Below are 16044 nucleotides of genomic sequence, written 5' to 3' on the forward strand. Positions count from 1 at the left end.
GACGGATGGGGGGAGAGGTTGCCTCTCGTCCAAGCTTGCACGGCTTGCTTTGGTTCCCGGCCTGCTGCTCGCCTCGTCCGCGCTCGCGCAGACGGTCGATCCGGCGGTGCGGGGCATGACGCTCGACGAGAAGGCGGCGCAGTTGCAGAGTGTCGCGCCGGCGATCCCGCGGCTAAAGCTGCCCGCCTATGATTACTGGAACGAGGGGCTGCACGGGCTCGCGCGCAACGGCGTGGCGACGGTGTTTCCGCAGGCGATCGGCCTTGCCGCGACCTGGGACGAGGCGCTGCTCAGGCGCGTCGGCGACGTCGTGTCGACCGAGGCGCGCGCGAAGTCCAACGCGCTGCCGGCGGGTGACCGCGAACGCTATCAGGGGCTGACGATCTGGTCGCCCAACATCAATATCTTCCGCGATCCGCGCTGGGGCCGCGGGCAGGAGACCTATGGCGAGGATCCGTACCTGACGGGGCGCTTGGGCGTCGCGTTTATCGGCGGGTTGCAGGGGCCGGATCTGGCGCACCCGAAGGTCATCGCCACGCCGAAGCATCTCGCCGCGCATAGCGGTCCCGAGGCGGGGCGCGACGGGTTCGATGTCGATATCTCGCCGCACGACCGCGAGGCGACGTATCTGCCGGCGTTCCGGATGGCGCTGACCGAGGGCAGGGCGCTGTCGACGATGTGCGCGTATAATGCGATCCACGGGGTTCCCGTGTGCGCGTCGGCGCCTTTGCTGACCGAAACGCTGCGCAACCAATGGGGCTTCAAGGGGTTGATCGTGTCCGACTGCGACGCGGTCGGGAATATCGCCAATTACCATTATTACCGGCCCGATTCCGCGAGCGGGTCAGCGGCGGCGATCGCCGCGGGGATGGATTTCAACTGCGGCAAGACCTACGCGGCGCTCGGCGATGCGGTGCGGCGCGGGCTGGTGCCCGAGGCGACGCTCGACACGAGCCTGACGCGGACGTTTGCAGTGCGGCGGATGCTGGGTGGCGCGTTCGGCGCGACGAGCCCTTGGGACAAGATCAAGCCGACCGAGTTCGATACGCCCGCGCACCGCGCGCTGGCGCTGGAGGCGGCGCGCAAGGCGATGGTGCTGGTCCAGAACAATGGCGTGCTGCCGCTCAAACCCTCGGCAAGGATCGCGGTGATCGGGCCGAATGCCGACAGCGTCGATGTGCTGGAGGCGAATTATCATGGCACCGCCGCGGCCCCCGTCACGCCGCTCGCCGCGCTGCGGACGGCGTTTGGCGGTGTCCACTATTCGCAAGGATCGAGCATCGCGGAGGGGGTGCCGGTGCCGGTGCCCGATACCGCGCTGTCGCTGCGGGCTGAGTATTTCCGGGGGAGCGATTTCGCGGGGACGCCGGTGGTCCGCGCCGACCGGCTGATCGATTTCGACTGGGATCGCACCGCGCCCGCGCCGGGGATCGATCCGGCGGCGTTCTCGGTGCGCTGGACGGGCAGTGTCACCGCACCGGCGGCGGGCGACTATGTGTTCCGGCTCGACGTGCCGCGCTGCTTCGACTGCAAGGGGCATGATCCGGCGCGCCTGTGGATCGACGACAAGCTGGTCGCGGACGACGATGGCAGCGGCAAGGCTGTCGAGGCGCCGGTGACGCTGGCCGCGGGCGCGCATTCGATCCGCGTCAAGCTGGCGCATAGCGGTGAGGATCAGGGGTTGCGGCTGACCTGGACCGCGCCTGCCGAGGCGCAGATCGCCGAGGCGACCGCCGCGGCGAAGGAGGCCGATGCGATCGTCGCGTTCGTCGGGCTGTCGCCCGCGGTCGAGGGCGAGGCGTTGCAGATCGAGGTGGCGGGCTTCTCGGGCGGCGACCGGACCGATATCGGGCTGCCCGCCGCGCAGGTGAAGTTGCTCGAAGCCGCCAAGGCGACCGGCAAGCCGCTCGTCGTCGTGCTGATGACGGGCAGCGCGGTCGCGCTCACCTGGGCGAAGGCGCATGCCGATGCGATTCTGGTCGGCTGGTATCCGGGCCAGGCGGGCGGTCAGGCGATCGCCGAGACGCTGACGGGTGCGAACAATCCGGGCGGGCGCCTGCCGCTGACCTTCTACGCGAAGACGCGCGATCTGCCCGCGTTCATCGATTACAACATGCGCGAGCGGACCTATCGCTACTTCACGGGCACGCCGCTCTGGGGCTTCGGCCACGGGCTGAGCTATACGCAGTTCGCCTATGCTGCACCCAAATTGCTGCGCAGCACTATCGCGGCGGGTGAGAGCTTTACGGTCGAGGTCCCGGTGAAAAACACGGGCAAGGCTGGCGGCGACGAAGTGGTGCAGGCGTATCTGGTGCCGCCCGAACCGGCGGTGAAGCCGCGCTTCAACGATCCGGTGCTGCAACGCCAGCTCGTCGGGTTCAGGCGCGAGACAGTGAAGCCCGGGCAGACGGCGCGCGTGGCATTCACGATTGATCCGCGGGGGATGAGCAGCGTCGATGCGGCGGGCAATCGCCGCGTCGTGCCGGGCGAATACCGGCTGCATATCGGTGGCGGCCAGCCCGGTGACGGGCCGGGTGTCGATACCGTCTTCACCGTGACGGGAACCAAGGATTTGCCGAAATGATCGATCGTCGCATGCTCATCGCGGGCGCCGCGGCACTCGGCCTCTCGGGACCGCTGCGATCCGCCGCGCCGTCGTTCGTCAGCAAGCGCCCGAAGCTCGGCGATCGCCGCTACACCAGCCGCGCGGTCGAAGCGGAGATCGCGCGCGTCACGGCGAAGATCGGCGATCCCGAACTCGCCTGGATGTTCGGCAACTGCTACCCGAACACGCTCGACACGACGGTGTTCATGGGCGCGGTCGACGGCAAGCCCGATGCGTTTGTCATCACCGGTGACATCGACTGCATGTGGCTGCGCGACAGCTCGGCGCAGGTGCATCCGTATCTGCCGCTGGCGAAGCGCGATCCGGCGCTGCGCACCCTGTTCCGCGGGCTGATCGCGCGACAGGCGCGGTGCATCCTGATCGATCCCTATGCCAACGCGTTCATGCACGACCCGTCGGCGAAGACCAATCTGAGCTGGTCGCTGACCGACGACACGGTGATGAAGCCGGGCGTGGGCGAGCGGAAGTGGGAGATAGATTCGCTCTGCTACCCGATGTGGATCGCGCACGCCTATTGGCAGGCGACCGGCGACACCGTGCCGTTCGACGCGCTGTGGGCGGACGGCGCGCGCGCGTCGATCCGGACGTTTCGCGAACAGCAGCGCAAGGACGGGCCGGGGCCGTATCGCTTTCGCCGGTCGTCGCCGATCGTCGGCGAGAGCATGCCGCTCGACGGCTATGGCCCGCCGTCGCGGCCGGTCGGGCTGATCCATTGCGGGTTCCGCCCGTCGGACGATGCGTGCGTGCTGCCGTTCCTGATCCCGTCCAACATCTTCGCGGTGCGCGCGCTGCGTCAGGTCGCGGAACTGGCGACGCGCGTGCGGCACGACACGGCGCTGGCCGCCGATGCGAGCGGGCTGGCGGACGAGGTCGAGGCGGCGTTGCGGCTGCATGGGATGACCAAAGGTGCGGACGGCCAGCCGGTCTGGGCGTACGAGACGGACGGCTATGGCAACGCGATCTTCATGGACGACGCCAATGTGCCGAGCCTGTCGGGGCTGGCCTATCTCGGCGCGGTGAAGCCCGACGACCCGCTCTGGCGGCGCACCGCCGCGCGCGCGTGGAGCAAGGACAACGCGTATTTCTTCAGCGGCACGGCGGCGGACGGGATCGGGAGTCCGCATACCGGCTTGCGCGAGATCTGGCCGATGGCGATCGTGATGCACGGCCTGAACGCGCTCGAGACGGGCGACGATGCGACCGTCGCGCGCAGCCTCGCTGCGCTCAAGACCACGCATGGCGGCACCGGGTTCATGCATGAATCCTTCAACCAGGACGACGGCGCGAAGTTCACGCGGTCGTGGTTCGCCTGGGCGAACGGGCTGTTCGGCGAGCTGATCGTCGACATCGCCGCCAAACGCCCCGCACTTCTCGGAGTCCGCGCATGACCATCTCCCGCCGTATGCTGCTCGCCGGAAGCGGCGCGCTCGCGCTGACCGCGCGCGCGACGTTCGCCGCCACGTCCGCCAAGACGACCGCACCTGACCTGTTCGTCGGCACGGGCGGGCATGGCCACACCTATCCGGGCGCGACGGTGCCGTTCGGGATGGTGCAGCTCAGCCCCGATACCGATGTCGAGCGTTGGGATGCGTGCTCGGGCTATCACCGCACCGACACGTCGATCATGGGCTTCAGCCACACGCATCTGTCGGGCACCGGGATCGGCGACATGCTCGACGTGCTGGTGGTGCCGACGCGCGGGAAGGTGCAGCTGGTGCCGGGAACGCTCGCCGATCCGGATGCGGGGTATCGCCAGCGCTTCACCGCCGAGCATGCCGAGCCCGGCTATTACCGTGTGACGCTTGAATCGGGCGTGCGTGCGGAGCTGACCGCGACCGAGCGGACCGGCATCCAGCGCCACGTCTTCCCGGCGGGGGCGGGGCACATCCTGGTCGACCTGTCGCACCTGATCCTCGACAAATGGGATCACGGCGTGCTGATCGATGATGCCTCGCTCAACCTCGACGCGACCGGGATGCTGACCGGCAGCCGCCGCGTATTCCGCTGGGCGAAGGGGCGGCGGATCCACTTCGCGATGCAGCTGTCGCGCCAGCCCGACCGGATCGTGTTCTACGGCGATGGCGATGCCCCGCAGCCAGCGGGCGCGAAGGGCGTCGCGGGCAAGCGCGTCAAGGCGGTGCTGCATTATGACGACGCGGGCGCCGCGCCGATCGTGATCCGCACCGGCATCTCCGCGGTGGACGTCCCCGGCGCGCGCGCGAACCTTGCCGCCGAAGCGCGGCATTGGGATTTCGATCGCTACCGTGCCGATGCGACCAAGAGCTGGGCGCCCGCGCTCGCTGCGGTCCGTGTCGAGGGAGGCACGGCTGCGCAGCGCACGATCATGGCGAGCGCGCTGTACCATGCACAGCTCGCTCCGACGCTCTTCTCCGATGTCGACGGGCGCTATGTCGGGCTTGATCGGCGGGTGCACAGCGTCACGGGGAAGGACCGTGCGTACAGCAGCTACTCGATGTGGGACACGTATCGCGCGCTGCATCCTTTGCTCACGCTGATCGAGCCGCAGCGCACCGCGGAGCTCGTCGGCGACCTGATCCGCCAGACGCAGCAGAGCCCTTACGGCCCGCCGGTCTGGCCGCTCCAAGGCGTCGAGACGGGCTGCATGATCGGCTGGCATTCGGTGTCGGTGATGGCCGAGGCGCGTGCGAAGGGCGTGCCGGCGAACTATGCCGCAGCGTGGCCGAACGTGCGCCGCCGGTCGTTCGATTTCGCGATGCCCAATCTCGACAACAGCCTGGGGATCAAGCCGTACGACACGATGGGCTACATCCCCGCCGACACGGTGTTCGAGTCGGTCTCGCGCACGCTCGAATATGCGTATGACGATTACGCGTCGGCGCATCTGGCCGATGCGGCGGGCGCGACTGCCGAGGCGGCGCGGTTGCGCAAGCGGAGCGGCAACTGGCGCAACGTGTTCGATGCGTCGATCGGGTTCGCGCGGCCCAAGCTCGCGGACGGGACCTGGACGACGCCCTATGATCCGATCGCGCTCGGCCATTCGAGCAAGTGGCGCGATTATACCGAGAGCAATGGCTGGCAGGCGACGTTCCTCAACCAGCACGACGTCTATGGCCTGATCGCGGCGATGGGCGGCGATGCCAAGTTCGAGGCGAAGCTCGACGGCCTGTTCAACGCGCCGTCGACGCTGCCCAAGGATGCGCCGCCCGACATCTCCGGGCTGGTCGGGCAGTATGCGCATGGCAACGAGCCGAGCCACCACGTCGCCTATCTGTACGCCTATTGCGGTACTGTCTGGAAGACGCAGGCGATGGTCCGCCGGCTGCTGACCGAGATGTACAAGGACGATCCCGACGGCATTATCGGCAACGACGATTGCGGGCAGATGAGCGCGTGGTTCGTGCTGAGCGCGCTCGGGCTGTATCCGGTCGATCCGGTGAGTGCGAACTATGTGCTGGGCGGTCCGCTGTTCGATCGGGCGGAGATGCGCGTCGGTGCGGGCAAGACGCTGGTCGTCGAGGCGCGCGGCAATGGTCCCGACCGGCCTTATGTCCAGTCGGTGACGTGGAACGGCCGTCCGTGGACGAAGAGCTGGGTCGCGCATGCCGATATCGTCCGCGGCGGACGGCTCGTGTTCGAGATGGGCGCGACGCCCAACCGTGATTTTGGCCGCGCGCCCGCGGATCGGCCGCCAGCAACAACCGGAGTTTCGCGATGACCTTGGATCTCAATCGCCGCGCGTTGATCGCCGGTACGCTAGCCACCGCTGCCGCTGGTCGTGCGAATGCCGCCGCTCCCGTCGGTGCGCCCGCTCCGTGGGGTGCGACGCCTAGCGTGCGTCAGCTCGCCTGGCACAAGCGCGAGCGTTACGGCTTCGTCCACTTCACGCTGAACACCTGGACCGACAAGGAATGGGGCTATGGCGACGAGGACCCCAAGCTGTTCGATCCGACCGCGTTCGATCCTGACCAGATCGTCGCCGCGGCGAAAAGCGCGGGGCTGACCGGCCTCGTCCTCACCGCCAAGCATCATGACGGCTTCTGCCTCTGGCCGACCAGGCTCACCGAGCATTGCATCCGCAACAGCCCGTACAAGGGCGGCAAGGGCGATATCGTCCGCGAACTCGGCGACGCGTGCCGGCGGGGCGGGCTCTCGTACGGGCTGTACCTGTCGCCTTGGGATCGCAACCGCGCCGATTACGGCACGCCCGCCTATGTCGAGTATTTCCGCGCGCAGTTGACCGATCTTTGCACCAATTATGGTGAGTTGTTCGAGGTCTGGTTCGATGGCGCGAACGGTGGCGACGGCTATTATGGCGGCGCGCGCGAGGCGCGGAAGATCGATGCGCCGAAATATTATAACTGGCCGTCGATCATCGCGCTGGTGCACAAGCTCCAGCCGATGGCGTGCACGTTCGATCCGCTCGGCGCCGATATCCGCTGGGTCGGGAACGAGGACGGGCATGCGGGCGATCCGTGCTGGCCGACGATGCCGAACCATCCTTATGTCCAGACCGAGGGCAATTCGGGCGTGCGCGGTGCGCCGCTCTGGTGGCCGGCGGAGACCAACACGTCGATCCGGCCCGGCTGGTTCTATCATGCCGACGAGGATCTGCAGGTGAAGTCGCCGCAGCGGCTGATGCAGTTCCATGACGAGTCGGTCGGGCGCGGCACCAACATGATGCTGAACCTGCCGCCCGATCGCCGCGGGCTGATCGCCGAGCCCGATCTGGCGTCGCTCAAATCGTTCGGCGATGCGTTGCGCGCGAGCTTCGCGACCGATCTGACCAAGGGCGCGGTGGCGACCGCCTCGGCGGTTCGCGGGCCCCGGTTCGCGGCTGCCAATGTGCTCGACGGCAATCCCGACACCTATTGGAGCACGCCGGATGCGGTGAAAACGCCGTCGCTGGTGCTCGACCTGCCGCCGGGGCGCCGGTTCGATCTGATCCGGATCCGCGAGGCGCTGGCGCTCGGCGTGCGCGTGACGAAGTTCGCGATCGATGTGGCGGACGCGAAAGGCGCGTGGCGCGAGGTCGCGGTGCACGAGTGCATCGGCGCGCAGCGGATCGTCCGGCTGCCCGCGCCCGTCACCGCGCGCCGCGTGCGGTTGCGGATCGTCGAGGCGCCGGCGTGCCCCGCGATCACCGAGCTGTCGCTGTTCCTGAGCGTCGCGCCGGTCGCGGTCGCGGCGTCGCAGGCGACGGGGAACAAGATCATCGCCAAGACCGGGTGGACGATTGCGGGGGCGACGCAGCACACGCTGGCGATGAAATCGGGCAAGCCGGACTTCGCGGGGGAGACATCGCTGGCGGGCGCGCTCAAGCCTGCCTTGCCCGGTGCGGAGGCGGTGCTCGACGACGATCTCGCGACCGTCTGGACGACGCCTGCGCCGACGCCCACGAGCGTGATCATGCTGATTATCGACATGGGGAAGGCGGAGCAGGTCGCAGGGTTCAGCCTGACGCCGACGCGTCAGGCGTTGCCCGATGCGGGCCCGCCGGGGCGCTACCGTGTCGAGACGAGCGAGGACGGCAAGACCTGGACGCCCGCGGGCGAGGGGGAGTTCGGCAACATCGCCTATGCCCGCGCGACGCAGCGCATCACCTTCGCGAAGGCACGTCAGGCGCGGTATCTGATGCTGGGCTTCACGAGCGTCGCGACCGCGCAGCCGAAGATGGCGATCGCCGGAATCGGGGCGTTCCGGCCGTAGACTGTCCCGTCTTGGGGATGGCTGAGACCGCGTTCGCCTATTCTCTCCCGTCATCCTGACGAAAGTCAGGATCCAGAGTAACGGACGGCGCGCTCATGGCTCTGGATCCTGACTTTCGTCAGGATGACGGAGGGGGGGGACTGAGTTCTTGGCGCCATGGGCTGGGCTCGCCGCGCCGGATCGGGCATGGCGTGCCCCGACAGAAGGGGTGAGCGAACAGATGGACGACCGAGCGACGATGCCGCGGATTGCGGGCCCCGAGGATCATGTCGTCGTCGTCGGGGGCGGGTTCTCCGGCGCGCTGTTCGCGGTCAACCTGATGCGGCACGAGGGCCCGCGCGTGACGCTGATCGAGCGACGCGACCGGCAGCTCGCGCGCGGCGTCGCGTACAGCGCGGCGCATCCCGATCACCTGCTCAACGTCCGCGCGGGCAATATGAGCGCGCTGCCCGACGATCCCGGTCACTTCGTCCGCTGGCTGGAGGCGCATGGCAAGGGCGACCGCACCACCTTCGTCCCGCGCACCACCTATGGCGCATATCTGCGCGAACTGCTCGATGCGGCGATCGCGGACTCGGACGGACGGCTGGTCCATGTCGAGGGCGAGGTCTGCGCGATCGATCCGGTGACAGGGGACGGCGTCAAACTGACGATGGCGGACGGGCGGACCATCGCCGCCGACACCGCGGTGCTCGCGCTCGGCAATTTGCCGCCGCATACGCCGCCGGGTCTGCAGCCCGACGCGTTGCCGGCGGGGGTGTATTGCGCGGATCCGTGGGCGGCCGATCTCGCCGAAGGGCTTGGCGCGGACGACACCGTCGTGCTGGTCGGCACCGGGCTGACCGCGATCGATGCGGCGTTGCTGCTCGATGCGCAGGGTTTCGAGGGCCATATCCTGGCCACCTCGCGGCGCGGTCTGTCGCCGCGCCGCCACGTCGACGGCGCGCCCGCGCATCGCGGTGTCGCGGACAAGCCGCAGGGCGGGCTGACCGATCTCGTCCGTCACGTCCGTGCAAGGGCCGCGGTCGAAGGCTGGCGGTGCGCGGTGGACGAGCTTCGGCCGGTCACGCAGATGCTGTGGGCGGCCGCGTCGCAGGAGGTGCGCGGACGCTTCCTCCGGCATCTGCGGCCCTATTGGGATGTCCACCGCCATCGCCTCGCACCGCGCGTCGCCGAGCGGGTCGAAGCGCTCGTCGAGTCCGGGCGGCTGACGGTGGCAGCGGGCAAGATCGTGTCCGCCGAAGCGGACGGAACCCACGCCACGCTGCGCTGGCGACCACGCGGTGAGACCGATCCGGTCGTCACGCGCGCCGCGCGGATCGTCAACTGCACCGGGCCGCAGGGCGATCTGCTGCGCTCCGAGGAGCCGCTCGTGAAGCATCTGCTTGCGGCGGGGGCGATCCGGCCCGATCCGTTGCGCCTCGGCGTCGACGTCGATGCGCAATCGCGCGCGATCCGGGCCGACGGCACGCCCGACGACCGCATCCACTGCATCGGGCCGATGACCCGCGGCGGGCTGTGGGAGGTCGTCGCGGTCCCCGACATCCGGGTCCAGAGCTGGGATCTCGCGCGCCGCCTGTCGAACGCGCAATGGGTCGGTGGCGAAGGGCTTTGACCGCGATCCGGCGTTTCTTCGCGGGCGATGCGGCGGGGGCGATCGTGCTGCTCGGCGCAACGATCGCCGCGCTGATCGTCGCCAACTCGCCGCTCGCGCCGACCTATGTCGCGACGCTGCACCACGCGGTCGCCGGGATGAGCGTCGAGCACTGGATCAACGACGGCGCGATGGCGCTGTTCTTCCTGCTGATCGGTCTGGAGGTGAAAAGCGAGTTCGTCTCGGGGCATCTCTCGACCTGGGGGGAGCGCATCCTGCCCGGTACGGCCGCGCTTGCGGGCATGATCGTGCCGGCGTGCCTCTATCTGCTCGTCAACATGGGCACGCCCGCCAATCTGCGCGGCTGGGCGATCCCGGCGGCGACCGACATCGCGTTTGCGCTCGGCATACTGGCCTTGCTCGGGTCGCGCGTGCCGACCTCGCTCAAGGTGTTGCTGACCGCGATCGCGGTGATCGACGACCTGCTCGCGATCCTCGTCATCGCGCTGTTCTATACCGGCCATATCGCGCTGCTGCCGTTGCTCGCGGCGGGTGCAGGGCTCGGCGTGCTCGTCATCCTGAACCTGTCGGGGGTGCGGTCGCTGCTGCCGTATCTGCTGATCGGCATCGGTATCTGGTACGGTGTTCTGCTGTCGGGCGTGCATGCGACGTTGGCGGGCGTCGCGGTCGCGCTGACGATCCCGCTGCGGACGGGCGGTGGCCAGCCGCCGCTGAAGCGTCTCGAGCATGCGCTCCAGCCCTGGTCGAGCTTCCTAATCGTGCCGGCGTTCGGGTTCGCCAATGCGGGCATCGCGTTCGGCGGGATGGCGGCGGCGGACGTGATCGCGCCGCTGCCGGTCGGGATCATGCTCGGGCTGTTCCTCGGCAAGCAGATCGGCATCTTCGCGACGATCCGTGGACTGGTCACGGTCGGGCTCGCCGCGGCGCCGAAGGGGGCGAGCTGGGCACAGGTCTACGGCATGGCGGTGCTGTGCGGGATCGGCTTCACGATGAGCCTGTTCATCGGCGGGCTGGCGTTCGCCGGCGCGCCGCACGCTATGGATTCGGTGAAGATCGGTGTGTTCGCGGGGTCGATCCTGTCGGGTATCGCGGGGTGGACACTCCTGCGTCGCAGCGCGCGATAATTCCGACAATACTACGCGAAACATACGCGGGACGCGGGCAATCGATCTCGAATTGCTACGTCGCCAAGGCCTAATTGCCAGTCCTCGCGGTGCGCCAGTCTTTCGGCCGCCCGCGCATGGGGATAGCAATGCACAGTCTTCGTTTCGTCGCCGCCGCCGGTTTGTTGACCGGTCTCGCCACGCCCGCCTTCGCGCAGGACACCGCCCCGCCTTCGCCCGTGACCGTCAGCGGTTCGGTCACGCTCGCGACCGACTATCGCCTGCGCGGCGTGTCGCAGTCGGACAAGGACGGCGCGATCCAGGGTGGCCTGACGATCGCGCACGACAGCGGCTTCTATGTCGGCGCCTGGGGCTCGAACCTGGCGGGCTGGGGGACGTTCGGCGGCTCGAACATGGAGCTCGACCTGATCGGCGGCTACAAGCACAAGCTGGCCGACAACGCGACGCTCGACGTCGGGCTGACCTGGTACATGTATCCGGGCGGCGCGTCGAAGACCGACTATGCCGAACCCTATGTGAAGCTCAGCGGCACGACCGGCCCGGCGACGCTGACCGCGAGCGCCTTCTATGCGCCCAGGCAGCAGGCACTCGGCAAATGGTACCGCACCGGCGCCGATGCCGCGGCGGGCATCTATACCGATGCGGGCGACAAGCAGGACAACCTCTACCTCACCGGCGACGGCGCGTTTGCGATTGCCGGCACGCCGCTGACCGCCAAGGCGCATATCGGCCATAGCTGGGGCAATGACGGCCTAGGCCCCAACGCCACCAGCGCGGCGCCGACCGGCGACTATTGGGATTGGTCGCTGGGGGCGGACGCGACGTACAAGACCCTGACTCTCAACGTCAGCTATGTCGACACCGACATCACGCGTCGCCGTGCCGCCTATCTCCAGCCGAGCTTCTCGCGCGGGCAGGACGGCACCGGATCGATCGCCGACGGCACGATCGTCGCCTCGCTCACCGCCGCCTTCTGAAGGATCGATCGATGCAGGATCTACTCTGGATAGCGTTCATGCTCGGACTGGTGGCGGCAACGCTCGCCTATGTCCGGCTGTGCGACCACGCGTGAGGACGCAGCCATGACCCTCGACCTCTGGCTCGCCGCGATCGTCGCGGTCGGGCTGCTTTTCTATCTCGTGGCGGTGCTGATCCGTCCCGAACGCTTTTAGGAGCGCGTCCGCATGACATTCGAAGGATGGATCCTCATCCTGGGCTTCGTCGGCATCCTGCTGGCGTTGACCAAGCCCGTCGGGCTGTGGCTGTTCGCGCTGTACGAAGGCCGCCGCACGCCGTTCCACGTCATTCTCGGCCCCGTCGAGACCGGCTTCTACAGGCTTAGCGGGATCGACCCGAAACAGGAGCAGGGCTGGCGCCGCTATGCGCTGCACATGATCGCGTTCAACGCGGTGCTGATGGCGCTGACCTATGCGGTGCTGCGGCTGCAGGGCGTGCTGCCGGGCAATCCGCAGGGGCTCGCCGGGCTCAGCCCGCATCTCGCGTTCAACACCGCGATCAGTTTCACCGCGAACACTAACTGGCAGAGCTATGCGGGCGAATCGACGATGTCGAACTTTGCCCAAATGTTCGGCCTGACGATCCACAATTTCCTGTCGGCGGCGACCGGCATCGCGCTGGCCTTCGCGCTGTTCCGCGGGTTCGCCAGGCGCTCCAGTGCGACGATCGGCAATTTCTGGGCCGACGTGACGCGCGTCACGCTCTACCTGCTAGTGCCGATCTGCATCGTCGTGACGCTGTTCTACATCGCCAGCGGCGTGCCGCAGACGCTGGCCGGCACGGTCGACATCACCACCCTCGAGGGCCTCAAGCAGACGCTGACGCTTGGCCCGGTGGCGAGCCAGGAAGCGATCAAGATGCTCGGCACCAATGGTGGCGGCTTCTTCAACGCGAACTCGGCGCATCCGTTCGAGAACCCGACCGCGCTCACCAACCTGGTGCAGATGCTGTCGATCTTCGTCATCGGCTTCGGGCTGACCTGGACGTTCGGCAAGGCGGTCGGCAACACCAAACAGGGCTGGGCGATCCTCTCGGCGATGCTCGTGCTGTTCCTCGCCGGCGTCACCATCACCTATGCGCAGGAAGCCGCGGGCAACCCGATCCTGCACGGTATCGGCGTCGCAGGCGGCAACATGGAAGGCAAGGAGGTCCGCTTCGGGATCGCCGCGTCCGCCCTGTTCTCGGTCGTCACCACCGCGGCCTCGTGCGGCGCGGTCAATTCGATGCACGACAGCTTCACCGCGCTTGGCGGGATGATCCCGCTGCTCAACATGCAGCTCGGCGAAGTCGTGATCGGCGGCGTCGGTGCGGGCATCTACGGCTTCCTGCTGTTCGCCATCCTCGCGGTGTTCGTCGCCGGGCTGATGGTCGGTCGCACGCCCGAATATGTCGGCAAGAAGATCGAGGCGCGGGAGGTGAAGCTCGCGGTGCTCGCGATCGCGATCCTGCCGCTCGTCATCCTCGGCTTCACGGCGCTCAGCGCGGTGCTGCCCGACGGGCTGGCGGGGCCGCTGAACAAGGGGCCGCACGGGTTCACCGAGATCCTGTACGCCTATACCAGCGCGGTCGGTAACAACGGGTCGGCCTTTGCCGGGCTGACCGCCAACACGCCGTTCTACAACGGCCTGCTCGGCGTCGCGATGTGGCTCGGCCGCTTCTTCATCATCGTGCCGATGCTCGCCATCGCAGGGTCGCTCGCCGCGAAGAAGTACACGCCCGAAAGCGCAGGCTCGTTCCCGACGACGGGGGCGCTGTGGATCGGCCTGCTGGTCGGGATCATCCTGATCGTCGGCGGCCTGACCTTCCTGCCGAGCCTCGCGCTCGGTCCCATCGCCGATCATCTCGCGATGATCAGCGGCAAAACCTTCTGACGGGACAAGCCAAAATGGCACGCACCCCTACCAAGTCGCTGTTCACGGCCGACTTGATCATCCCGGCGATCGGCGACGCTTTCCGGAAACTCGATCCGCGGCAGTTGATCCGCAACCCGGTGATGTTCGTCACCGCCGTCGTCGCCACGCTGTTGACGATCCTCGTCAATGTCGGCGGCGACGGGCTCTCGATCGGCTTCAAGATCCAACTCGTCATCTGGCTGTGGCTGACGGTGCTGTTCGGCACCTTTGCCGAGGCGCTCGCCGAGGGCCGCGGCAAGGCGCAGGCCGCGTCGCTCCGCGCGACCAAGGCGGAGCTGACCGCGCGTCGCATGAAGGGCGACCAGGTCGAGTCCGTCCCCGCCAGCGCGCTGCGTGCGGGCGATATCGTCCTCGTCAGTGCCGGTGGCGCTGGGGGGGGCGACCTGATCCCCGCGGACGGCGAAGTCGTCTGGGGCGTCGCCTCGGTCAACGAGGCCGCGATCACCGGCGAGAGCGCGCCGGTGATCCGCGAGGCAGGCGGCGATCGGTCCGCGGTGACGGCGGGCACGCGAGTCATCTCCGACGAGATCCGCGTGAAGGTCACCGCCAATCCGGGCGAGGGCTTTCTCGACCGGATGATCGCGCTGGTCGAGGGCGCCGAGCGGCAGAAGACGCCGAACGAGATCGCGCTCACGCTGCTGCTCGTCGGGCTGACGATCATCTTCCTGATCGCGGTCGGCACGATCCCGGGTTTTGCGAGCTATGCGGGCGGCCGCGTGCCCGTCGCGATCCTCGCCGCGCTGCTGATCACGCTGATCCCGACGACGATCGCCGCGTTGCTGTCGGCGATCGGCATCGCCGGCATGGACCGGCTGGTGCGCTTCAACGTGCTGGCCAAGTCGGGTCGCGCGGTCGAGGCGGCGGGCGATATCGACGTGCTGCTGCTCGACAAGACCGGCACGATCACGATCGGCGACCGCCAGGCGAGCGAGTTCCGCAGCGTCGGCGGCACGCGCGACGAGGAACTGGCCGAGGCGGCGTTGCTCGCGAGCCTTGCCGACGAGACGCCGGAAGGCCGATCGATCGTCGTCCTCGCCCGCGACAAGTTCGGCGTGACGACGACGGCTTTGCCGGATGATGCGGAAGTCATTCCCTTCACCGCGCAGACCCGCATCTCGGGCGTGAAGGTGAACGGCGCACTGATCCAGAAGGGTGCGGTCGATTCGATCCTGAAGGCCAATCCGGGGGCAGGGGCGACCGCGGCTGCGACCGAGCTGCGCCGGATCACCGACGAGATCGCGCGCGCCGGCGGCACGCCGCTGGCGGTGGCGATGGACGGCCGGCTGCTCGGCGCGATCTTCCTGAAGGACGTCGTCAAGGCGGGCATCCGCGAACGCTTCGGCGAGCTGCGCACGATGGGTATCCGCACGGTGATGATCACCGGCGACAACCCGCTGACCGCGGCGGCGATCGCGGCGGAGGCCGGCGTCGACGATTTCCTCGCGCAGGCTACCCCTGAGGACAAGCTCGCGCTGATCCGCAAGGAACAGCAGGGCGGGCGGCTGGTCGCGATGTGCGGCGACGGCACCAACGATGCGCCCGCGCTGGCGCAGGCGGATGTCGGCGTGGCGATGAACACCGGCACGCAGGCCGCGCGCGAGGCGGGCAACATGGTCGACCTCGACAGCGATCCGACCAAGCTGATCGAGATCGTGGGTCTCGGCAAACAGCTGCTGATGACCCGCGGCGCGCTGACGACCTTCTCGGTGGCGAACGACGTCGCGAAGTATTTCGCGATCATCCCGGCGATGTTCGTCGCGCTCTATCCCGGGCTCGGCGTGCTCAACGTGATGCGGCTGGGCTCGCCCGAAAGCGCGATCCTGTCGGCGATCATCTTCAACGCGATCATCATCCCGATGCTGGTGCCGCTCGCACTCAGGGGTGTCGCGTACAAGCCGATGGCGGCGGGCCCGCTGCTCGCGCGCAATCTCGCGGTCTACGGTCTCGGCGGCCTGATCGCGCCGTTCGTCGGGATCAAGCTCATCGACATGCTCGTCGGTGCGCTGGGCTTAGCGTGAATTTGTTCTCCCGCGAAGGCGGGAGCCCAGACTGGGTCCCCGC

Annotated in this window: 10 protein-coding genes; all 10 read left to right on the top strand. The window is 68.2% G+C overall.

What is annotated here, in order from left to right; all coding sequences use genetic code 11:
• Positions 1-49: 49 nt before the first annotated feature.
• The 10 genes from ASE79_RS11050 (at position 50) to kdpB (ending at position 16001) form a co-directional block, all read left to right on the top strand.
• A complete protein-coding gene (locus ASE79_RS11050) occupies positions 50-2584 on the top strand; it encodes a glycoside hydrolase family 3 C-terminal domain-containing protein (RefSeq protein ID WP_056416188.1) in 2535 nt (844 codons plus the stop codon).
• Positions 2581-4014, top strand: coding sequence for a glycoside hydrolase family 125 protein (locus ASE79_RS11055; protein ID WP_056416193.1), 1434 nt, complete (start codon positions 2581-2583; stop codon positions 4012-4014). Before ASE79_RS11050 ends, ASE79_RS11055 begins: the two co-directional genes overlap by 4 nt.
• Entirely contained in the window at positions 4011-6323 is a 2313-nt protein-coding gene (locus ASE79_RS11060; RefSeq protein WP_056416196.1) for a GH92 family glycosyl hydrolase, read from the top strand. The genes ASE79_RS11055 and ASE79_RS11060 overlap by 4 nt, the downstream gene beginning before the upstream one ends.
• Positions 6320-8314 carry an alpha-L-fucosidase gene (locus tag ASE79_RS11065; protein WP_056416199.1) on the top strand — a complete coding sequence of 665 codons (1995 nt, stop codon included), beginning with the start codon at positions 6320-6322 and terminating at the stop codon, positions 8312-8314. The genes ASE79_RS11060 and ASE79_RS11065 overlap by 4 nt, the downstream gene beginning before the upstream one ends.
• 220 nt (positions 8315-8534) lie before the next feature.
• Complete coding sequence (locus ASE79_RS11070) at positions 8535-9929, top strand: FAD/NAD(P)-binding protein (protein WP_082445292.1); 1395 nt, start codon at positions 8535-8537, stop codon at positions 9927-9929.
• Entirely contained in the window at positions 9926-11053 is a 1128-nt protein-coding gene (gene nhaA, locus ASE79_RS11075; RefSeq protein WP_235516881.1) for a Na+/H+ antiporter NhaA, read from the top strand. The genes ASE79_RS11070 and nhaA overlap by 4 nt, the downstream gene beginning before the upstream one ends.
• 128 nt (positions 11054-11181) lie before the next feature.
• On the top strand, positions 11182-12030 hold the full coding sequence (locus ASE79_RS11080; protein ID WP_056416203.1) for a TorF family putative porin: 849 nt from the start codon (positions 11182-11184) through the stop codon (positions 12028-12030).
• 105 nt (positions 12031-12135) lie between these two features.
• Positions 12136-12225: a K(+)-transporting ATPase subunit F gene (gene kdpF, locus ASE79_RS11085; RefSeq protein WP_056416206.1), complete on the top strand. Its 90-nt coding sequence runs from the start codon at positions 12136-12138 to the stop codon at positions 12223-12225.
• A gap of 12 nt (positions 12226-12237) precedes the next feature.
• On the top strand, positions 12238-13941 hold the full coding sequence (gene kdpA, locus ASE79_RS11090) for a potassium-transporting ATPase subunit KdpA (protein WP_056416210.1): 1704 nt from the start codon (positions 12238-12240) through the stop codon (positions 13939-13941).
• Positions 13942-13955: 14 nt separating this feature from the next.
• Positions 13956-16001 carry a potassium-transporting ATPase subunit KdpB gene (gene kdpB / locus ASE79_RS11095; protein WP_056416213.1) on the top strand — a complete coding sequence of 682 codons (2046 nt, stop codon included), beginning with the start codon at positions 13956-13958 and terminating at the stop codon, positions 15999-16001.
• The last annotated feature ends 43 nt before the right edge of the window (positions 16002-16044 follow it).

The organism is Sphingomonas sp. Leaf28 (assembly GCF_001421685.1).
Classification (GTDB): domain Bacteria; phylum Pseudomonadota; class Alphaproteobacteria; order Sphingomonadales; family Sphingomonadaceae; genus Sphingomonas; species Sphingomonas aurantiaca.

Coding starts and splice junctions, on each gene's coding strand:
- ASE79_RS11055 (WP_056416193.1), top strand. CDS start 2,581: ATGATCGATCGTCGCATGCTCATCGCGGGCGCCGCGGCACTCGGCCTC.
- ASE79_RS11060 (WP_056416196.1), top strand. CDS start 4,011: ATGACCATCTCCCGCCGTATGCTGCTCGCCGGAAGCGGCGCGCTCGCG.
- ASE79_RS11065 (WP_056416199.1), top strand. CDS start 6,320: ATGACCTTGGATCTCAATCGCCGCGCGTTGATCGCCGGTACGCTAGCC.
- ASE79_RS11070 (WP_082445292.1), top strand. CDS start 8,535: ATGGACGACCGAGCGACGATGCCGCGGATTGCGGGCCCCGAGGATCAT.
- ASE79_RS11080 (WP_056416203.1), top strand. CDS start 11,182: ATGCACAGTCTTCGTTTCGTCGCCGCCGCCGGTTTGTTGACCGGTCTC.
- kdpF (WP_056416206.1), top strand. CDS start 12,136: ATGACCCTCGACCTCTGGCTCGCCGCGATCGTCGCGGTCGGGCTGCTT.
- kdpA (WP_056416210.1), top strand. CDS start 12,238: ATGACATTCGAAGGATGGATCCTCATCCTGGGCTTCGTCGGCATCCTG.
- kdpB (WP_056416213.1), top strand. CDS start 13,956: ATGGCACGCACCCCTACCAAGTCGCTGTTCACGGCCGACTTGATCATC.